The 6475-nt window shown below is 68.6% G+C and carries 5 protein-coding genes; 2 read left to right on the top strand and 3 right to left on the bottom strand.

Annotated elements, in window-relative coordinates:
- Positions 1-210 precede the first annotated feature (210 nt).
- Positions 211-717 (top strand): DUF4405 domain-containing protein, encoded by a 507-nt coding sequence (locus AC6RA4_RS22340; RefSeq protein WP_500164056.1) that lies wholly within the window; start codon positions 211-213, stop codon positions 715-717.
- 9 nt (positions 718-726) lie between these two features.
- Here the strand turns inward: AC6RA4_RS22340 and AC6RA4_RS22335 are convergent, their stop codons facing one another.
- The 3 genes from AC6RA4_RS22335 to AC6RA4_RS22325 form a co-directional block, all read right to left on the bottom strand.
- Positions 727-1128 (bottom strand): rhodanese-like domain-containing protein, encoded by a 402-nt coding sequence (locus AC6RA4_RS22335; RefSeq protein ID WP_500164055.1) that lies wholly within the window; start codon positions 1126-1128, stop codon positions 727-729.
- A 124-nt stretch (positions 1129-1252) separates the two neighbouring features.
- Entirely contained in the window at positions 1253-2626 is a 1374-nt protein-coding gene (locus AC6RA4_RS22330) for a methyltransferase (RefSeq protein WP_500164054.1), read from the bottom strand.
- Between the two features lie 138 nt (positions 2627-2764).
- Positions 2765-4852, bottom strand: coding sequence for a serine/threonine protein kinase (locus AC6RA4_RS22325; RefSeq protein ID WP_500164052.1), 2088 nt, complete (start codon positions 4850-4852; stop codon positions 2765-2767).
- Between the two features lie 138 nt (positions 4853-4990).
- On the opposite strand from AC6RA4_RS22325, the gene AC6RA4_RS22320 reads away from it, so the two are divergent.
- A partial coding sequence (locus tag AC6RA4_RS22320; protein ID WP_500164050.1) for an AAA family ATPase occupies positions 4991-6475 on the top strand: 1485 nt, incomplete at its 3' end.

Below are 6475 nucleotides of genomic sequence, written 5' to 3'. Positions count from 1 at the left end.
CAAGGTAATGCTCTACCCCTGAGCTACGCCCGCCCCCTTGGTGGTGGAGGCGATTTAGAGTCTCCCGCGTCGGTCTGCAAGAGAAAAAACTCATCTTTCTCATCGAAACCTGCGACGGAGCCGCCGCGGCCCTGCGTTTCAGGAACAGCCGCGCCGCGCGGGCGGTGCGGCCCCGTATTTCTATCCTGAATGTTCACAGAGCCATACGCCATGTCACAGCTTCTCAACCGTACCGCCACGCCGCTGATCACCGGCCTGTTCCTCGTTTCCCTGATCTCGGGAATCGCCCTGTTCTTCCATTGGGCGCCCGGCACGTTCCACGGCATGCACGAATGGCTCAGCATGGTGCTGATCCTGCCGTTCGCGCTGCATATCTGGAAGAACTGGCGCCCGATGAGCGCCTATCTGCGCAAGCCGGTCTTCGCCGTGGCGATGGTGGCCTCGGTGGTCGCCGCGCTGGCCTTCGTGGTTCCCACCTATGACAGCACCGCCGCTGGCGGGCGCCCGCCGCAATTCGCCGTGGCGCAGCAGGTTCTGAGCGGTTCCGTGACGGCGGTGGCCCTGGTGATGGGCGAAACGCCCGAGGCGCTCGGTGCCGCACTGGGCGAGGCGGGCTTCACCGTGACCGACCCGTCGCAAAGCCTGACCGAGATTGCCGCTGCGTCCGGCCAGCCTGCCGAGGCGATTCTCGCGGTGCTCGCCGGCCAGAGCCGCTGAGGCCGGCGGTCAGTCTTTCGGGGCGGGGCGCTCGACCGGCCCGCCCTGCGCCACCCAGTCGGTAAAGCCATCGCGCAGATGCGCGGCGTCGAATCCCATATCCTGCAGGGCTGCCACTGCCAGCGCCGAGCGCCAGCCGCTGGCGCAATGGAACAGGTAGCGCTTGCCCGCCTGCGCAAAGACCTCGCGGTGATAGGGGCTTTCGGGGTCGATCCAGAACTCGAGCATGCCACGCGGGGCGTGGATCGAGCCGGGGATGTACCCGCTGCGCTGCCGTTCGCGCACGTCGCGAATGTCGACGATCACCAGATCCTCGGTCCCGAGTTGCGCGATGGCGTCGGCTGTCTCGACCTCCGGGATCCGTGCTCGCGCCGCGGCCACCAACTCGGCTGCGCTGACCTTCAATGCCATTTGATGTCTTCCTTTCGGCTGCGTCTTGTCGGGTGTCTCGGGAGGGCCTTGCGCCGGTGCCGCGCCCGCTGCCCGTCTCGGGTGCGTCGGGCGCGTAGAAGATATGACCCGACGGAAGGCTTTGTCATAGAGCGAGGGACAGGCTTTGCAGACGTTGCAACAGCTCCGGCGTCCCGGCGTCGAGCCCGAAGCCCGCGCGTTGCAGGGCTTTCGGGACGACGATCACGCCGCCGGTCTCGGGCGAGGCAAGCCCGGGCAGGATGCGCTGGCCGGCCTCGAGATGATGCTTGGCGACCGCGTTGAAGGCGCGGGTGCCGTCTCGCGCGGCGGCCACCTCGGCCTTGTCGCGCACCGCCAGCAGATTGCCCTTGATGAGCTGCACCAGCACCGCCTGTAGTGCCCTCTGCGGATCGAGATCGAGCCCGTCGACGATCTCGCCGATGAGGCGCGGGCCGGCGGCGGCAAGCTCCGCCACCTGCGCCTCGATCTCGGGCGACGCCACGGGCGTGTCCTTGACCGGCAGATCGGCCAGCAGGCCGAACCCCGCGTCGCGGCTCCAGCCCAGCACCCGCAGCGCGCGCAGTTCCGCAATCATCTCCGAGGTGGTGAGCCGCAGCGCGCCGCGGTGGAACAGGTCGGAACGGAAGGTGCGGACATAGGACAGGTCGCGCGCGGTCTGGCCCCAGCCCTGCTCGGTGCCGCGCCGGATCAGGTCGAGCCGGGGGCCGTCGAGGAAGAGCGCGTCGAACTGCTCGTGCAGTTCGCAGGCGCAGGCAAAGCCGAGCTTGGCCGGGGCGAGCGCCTCGGCCAGATCGGTGAACCACACGGCGCTGCCATGCGCCGCGCCAAGCTCGTGGGCGAGGAAGGCGTCGGCCTGTTTCGACAGCCGCTGCCAGAGCGCGTCGAGCGCCGGGTTCTCGCTATAGGACAGCCACGCCTCCACGGCCTCGCGGGCGGCGGCGTATCTGGTGTCGGCTGTGCCCATCGGCGCCTCGCGGAAGATCTGCCGGATCGGTGCCGCGGCGGCCCAGCCGGCGGCACAGTTGTAGCCGTTGTAGACCAGCGCACCGGGCGCCAGCCAGCGCCCCAGCAGCGCGACGATGTCGCCGCGGGTCTCGGCGTCGACCCAGCTCCAGACCCCGTGCAGGGCGGCGTAATCGTATTGCGCCTCGGGGGCCTCGGCGGCGAGATCGGCAAAGCCCGCCTCCTCGACACGGATGTTGGTCAGCCCGATCTCGGCGATCAGCGCCCGGGCGCGGACCACGTGCTCGGGCATGAAATCGACGCCAAGAAACTCGGCCTCGGGATAGCAGGCGGCCAGCGCGATCAGCGTGTGGGCCGAGCCGCAACCGAGCTCGAGGAAGCGGAACCGTCGGGTGGACGGGCCCGAAAAGCGCGCGGTGAGCAGCGCCGGGCGCCAGCGGAAGGGCGAGATCTCGGGTTGCATGGTGTCGAAATAGGCGCTGTCGACGGGGTAGCCGTGGGACCAGTCGGACATGGGCAGGTCTTTCCATTAAATGCGTGCAAAAATAAGCGCTTCCCGGCGCTGGCGGCTCGGAGTTCTCCCGGCGCGGATTGTGGGCCAGGCGCCGGATGGCAAGGTGGGAGGAGGGCGACCGGACGGATCCTCATGCGCTCAGGGCCGCGCGTCGATGATCCGCGAGGCGATGCCGAGCACGACGCCGTCGCGGCCCGTGAGCGTCTCGGCCAGCGCCTCGGCCACCGAGGCCACGCTCTCGTCGCGCGGGCGGCGGATGTCGAAGAGCGGCTCTCGCGACAGGATCGCCACCACCTCCGACTTGCCGTAATCGCCCTCGGTCACCTGCACCGCGAGCCGCGTCGGATCCTCGGTCAGCGACGAGATCGGCCACAACACGCGGATCCGGCGGATGCCGTTCTCGACCACGCCGAGCGCATCGACCGAGGTCTCCTCGGCGTTCATGTTTGGTAGGATGTGGAACACCTTGCCGGTGTTGTCGACCACCATCACCCAGAGCGAGGCGCCGGTCAGATCGGCGGGGAGCTGGATCTCGGCCACCGGGTTCTCGCCGGTGCGGTAGACGCCGGTGAGCACCGGCTTGCCGGTGTCGCCGTCGCCGAGCCAGATCGAGACAGGCCCGGCGGGGGTGTTGGGCATCACCGAACGGATGGCGCAGAGATCCTCGTTCAGCGTGCGGGTCTCGACGCGCAGCTTGCGGTCGCCGATGGCCGGGGTCAGGTCGGCGCGGATCGCCTCGGCCACCGCTTCGTCCGAGATGTCGCCGGTGACGGTGATGGTCTCGAAGAGCGCGTAGGTCACGCCGTCGCCGTCGAGCTGTTCGAGCGGGCCGCAATCGGCATGGCCCGCGAGCACCCGGTCGAGTGCCGACGCCTGCAGCCGCTCGGGGCCGGCCAGCAGCTCGGCGCTGACCGCGAGCGGGCTGTCGCGCCCTGAGATCGTGTCGCGCAGTGCGTCTCGTGCGCGTGTGCTCGGCGCAAGGCCGGTGAGCTTGGCGGTGTTGCCGGTCACCTCGAGATCCCAGCTTTCGAGTGGGGCGAGGCTGGCAAGCAAGCTGGCCACCTCGTCGGTCCAACCCTCGAAGGGCAGGCCGGTGGCGAGCGTCAGCGCGCCCTCGGGCGCGGGGCTGCCCGTGGCCTCGCCAAAGGCGGTGTGCAGGGTCTGCGCCGCCGCCTCGTCCGGCGCGTTGCCGCTCAGATGCGGGGTGGCGCCGCTCTTGACCGCGCTCAGCCGGTAGGGCTCGGCATGGGGCAGGGGCGGCGGGAACAGCGCCTCGAGCGCGCCGCCCTGCCAGAGCGCCACGCCGCCGGCGGCCAGCGCCACCACCAGCCCGGCCGCGATCAGCCCGCCGGAGCCCTTCTTCTTCGTCTTCCCCGCCGCCTTGCCCGAGAACGGCTTCAGCCAGCCATCCAGCCTTTCCAGCGCCTCGGTCGCGTCGCGGGGGCGGTTGCGCAGATCGGGGGCGGCGAGCCACTCGATCAGGTCTTTCAGCGGCGCGTCGAGCCCCGAGGTGTCGAGCGGGCGCGCCTTGAAGCGCACCACCTCGCCGGGATTGGTGCCCACCTCCGGCACCTCGCGCCGCTTTGCCGCCAGAAGCGAGGCGCCAAGCGCGTAGAGATCGGCGCGGAAATCCGCGTCGCCGTCGAGCTGCTCGGGGGCGGCGTATTCGTACTTTCCGGCGAACTGCTTGCCGACGATGGTGCGGGCGCCTGCGGCGGTGTCCTTGGCGATGCCGAAATCGATGATCGTCGCCTGCTCGGCCTTGCCGCCGCGCAGGATGATGTTGTCGGGCGAGAGGTCGCGGTGGACGATGCCCTGGGCATGGGTCGCCACCAGCCCCTCGAGCACGCGGTGGCCGACGATCAGCAGCTCGCGATCCTCGAGCCGGCGCTGCTCCATCAGGTCGCTGAGCGAGATGCCGTCGACATAATCCATCACCAGGAAGACATGGCCGTCATCCGAGCGCGAGCAGTCGGAATAGCGCACCACCGCGTCGTTGAGGATGCTGCGCATCTGCTCTTCGCGCTTCATCAGCTCGACATATTCGGACTGGCCCGAGAACTGCGCGTTGAGCGCCTTGATTGCCACGTTGCGCTCGGAAATCTGGTTGCGGGCGAGATAGACCTCGCCGGTACCGCCGCGCCCGAGAACCCCGAGCACCTCGTATGTATTGTTGAGCACCTGGCCCTTGGAAAAGATGTCCGTCGCGAGCGGGTCCTTGAGCACGATCTGTCCCTCGTGGCCGGCGATCGCCAAAGCGGTCGATTTGAAAACGAAATTAGGTTAGTCTGAGAGCATAATACGAGAACGATTATTTCATTACCGGCGCAGCCGGACAATATTTTTTGCCGGAGATACTCGACTATGGCCACTCGCGGCTCGCAGGAAACCATCAAGCGCAAGGAGCTTGTCGGCAAGCTCAATCCCACCTGCCTCAAGGCATTTTCCGAGGCGGCACAGGCCGCGAAACGACGCGGCAATCCTTATGTGGAACTGGTGCATTTCGTCACCGCGCTCGCCGATACCGAGTATTCGGACGTGTCGATTCTCTTCGATGCCGCAGGCGTCGACCGGCACCGCTTCGACGGCGACATCCTCAAGGCGACCGATGCGCTGCCGCATGGCGCGAGCGCGGTGGAGGAGTTCTCCGACCACATCTTCCGCGCCATCCAGGAGGCCTGGAGCCTCGCCTCGCTCGACTATGGCGACGACACGGTCCGCTCGGCCTACCTGCTGATCGCGGCGTTGAAGGTGCCGGTGCTCGAGGGGCTGCTCTACAAGATCAGCCTCGAATTCGACAAGATCGACCCTAACGCCATGGCCGACCAGCTCGACACGCTGCTGGTCGACAGCATCGAGCGGCCCGCGACGGCACCGGAGGAGGCGCCCAAGGGCAAGCCCGCGCCGGGCGGCAAGTCGGCGCTGGCGCAATACGCCACCAACCTCACCGAGCGCGCCAAGGCGGGCAAGATGGACCCGGTCGTGGGGCGCGATCCCGAGATCCGGCAGATCGTGGATATCCTGCTGCGGCGCAAGCAGAACAACCCGATCCTTACCGGCGAGGCCGGGGTCGGCAAGACGGCGGTGGTCGAGGGCTTTGCGCAGCGCCTCGCGCGCGGCGACGTGCCGCCGCAGCTGCGCAACGTCGATCTGCACATGCTCGACATCGGCCTGATGCAGGCCGGGGCCTCGGTGAAGGGCGAGTTCGAGAAGCGCCTCAAGGCGGTGATCGAGGAGGTGCAGAGCTCGGACACGCCGATCATCCTGTTCATCGACGAGGCCCATACCCTGATCGGGGCAGGCGGCGCGGCGGGCACCGGCGATGCGGCGAACCTGCTCAAGCCGCCGCTGGCGCGCGGCGAGCTGCGCACCATCGCGGCCACCACCTGGGCCGAGTACAAGCAACATATCGAGCCCGACCCGGCGCTCACCCGGCGCTTCCAGACGGTGATCGTCGACGAGCCCGACGAGGAGAAGGCGGTGCTGATGTGCCGGGGCGTGGCCGGGGTGCTCGAGAAGCACCACAAGGTCGAGCTGCTGGACGAGAGCATCGAGGCGGCGGTGAAGCTGTCGCATCGCTACATTCCGGCGCGGCAGCTGCCGGACAAGGCGATCAGCCTGCTCGACACCGCCTGCGCCCGCGTCGCCGTGAGCCAGCACGCCACCCCGGCCGAGGTCGAGGATTGCGAGCGGCGGCTGGCGGCGCTCGAGATCGAGGCCGGCATCATCGAACGCGAGGAGGCCATCGGCATCGAGGTCGACGCGCGCGCGGCAGAGGTGGCGGCTCAGCTCGCCGATGCGCAGGCCTGTCTCGACACGGCCAACGCCCGCTGGGAGGCCGAGAAGGCC

The organism is Salipiger sp., from assembly GCF_059781815.1.
This window is presented reverse-complemented; position numbering and strand designations above follow the sequence as displayed.

Coding starts and splice junctions, on each gene's coding strand:
- AC6RA4_RS22340 (WP_500164056.1), top strand. CDS start 211: ATGTCACAGCTTCTCAACCGTACCGCCACGCCGCTGATCACCGGCCTG.
- AC6RA4_RS22335 (WP_500164055.1), bottom strand. CDS start 1,128: ATGGCATTGAAGGTCAGCGCAGCCGAGTTGGTGGCCGCGGCGCGAGCA.
- AC6RA4_RS22330 (WP_500164054.1), bottom strand. CDS start 2,626: ATGTCCGACTGGTCCCACGGCTACCCCGTCGACAGCGCCTATTTCGAC.